The sequence below is a fragment of the Collinsella intestinalis DSM 13280 genome (assembly GCF_000156175.1).
Taxonomy (GTDB): domain Bacteria; phylum Actinomycetota; class Coriobacteriia; order Coriobacteriales; family Coriobacteriaceae; genus Collinsella; species Collinsella intestinalis.
Genome location: NZ_GG692710.1, coordinates 561,213 through 561,860, shown reverse-complemented (window position 1 = coordinate 561,860; position 648 = coordinate 561,213). Strand labels below are relative to the sequence as shown.

Annotated in this window: 1 protein-coding gene; it reads left to right on the top strand. The window is 68.7% G+C overall.

Features of this window, described 5'->3' with window-relative positions:
• Window positions 1-32 precede the first annotated feature (32 nt).
• A partial coding sequence (locus COLINT_RS08595; RefSeq protein WP_039910276.1) for a dTDP-4-dehydrorhamnose 3,5-epimerase family protein occupies window positions 33-648 on the top strand: 616 nt, incomplete at its 3' end.

The following is a 648-nucleotide window of genomic DNA, read 5'->3' as shown; positions in this document are numbered from 1 at the left end:
CCGCACCGATCAGAACGAGAAAGGCGGCCTCCATGGCGCTCGAATTCGAGAAGGAACTGAACGCTACGAGCACGAACATCCCCGGGATGCTCGTGTTCGACCTGCCCGTGCACGGTGACTCCCGCGGCTGGTTCAAGGAGAACTGGCAGCGCGAGAAGATGCGCGCGCTGGGCCTGCCCGACATGGGCCCGGTCCAGAACAACATCTCCTTCAACGACCGGAAGGGCGTGACCCGCGGCATCCACGCGGAGCCCTGGGACAAGTTCATCTCCGTGGCCTGCGGCCGCGTGTTCGGCGCGTGGGTCGACCTGCGCCCCGGTTCGTCCTTCGGCCAGGTCTACACCTGCGAGCTCGACCCGAGCCGCGCCATCTACGTGCCCCGCGGCGTGGGCAACTCCTACCAGGCCCTCGAGGACGGCACCGCCTACACCTACCTGGTGAACGCCCACTGGTCCGCGGAGCTCAAGTCCACCTACACCTTCGTGAACCTCGCCGACCCCGACCTCGGCATCGAGTGGCCCATCCCGCTGTCCGAGTGCGAGCTCTCCGAGGCCGACAAGGCCCACCCCGCACTCGCCGACGCCCTGCCCATGGCGCCCAGGCGCACGCTGGTGACGGGCTGCAACGGCCAGCTCGGCCGCGCCGTGC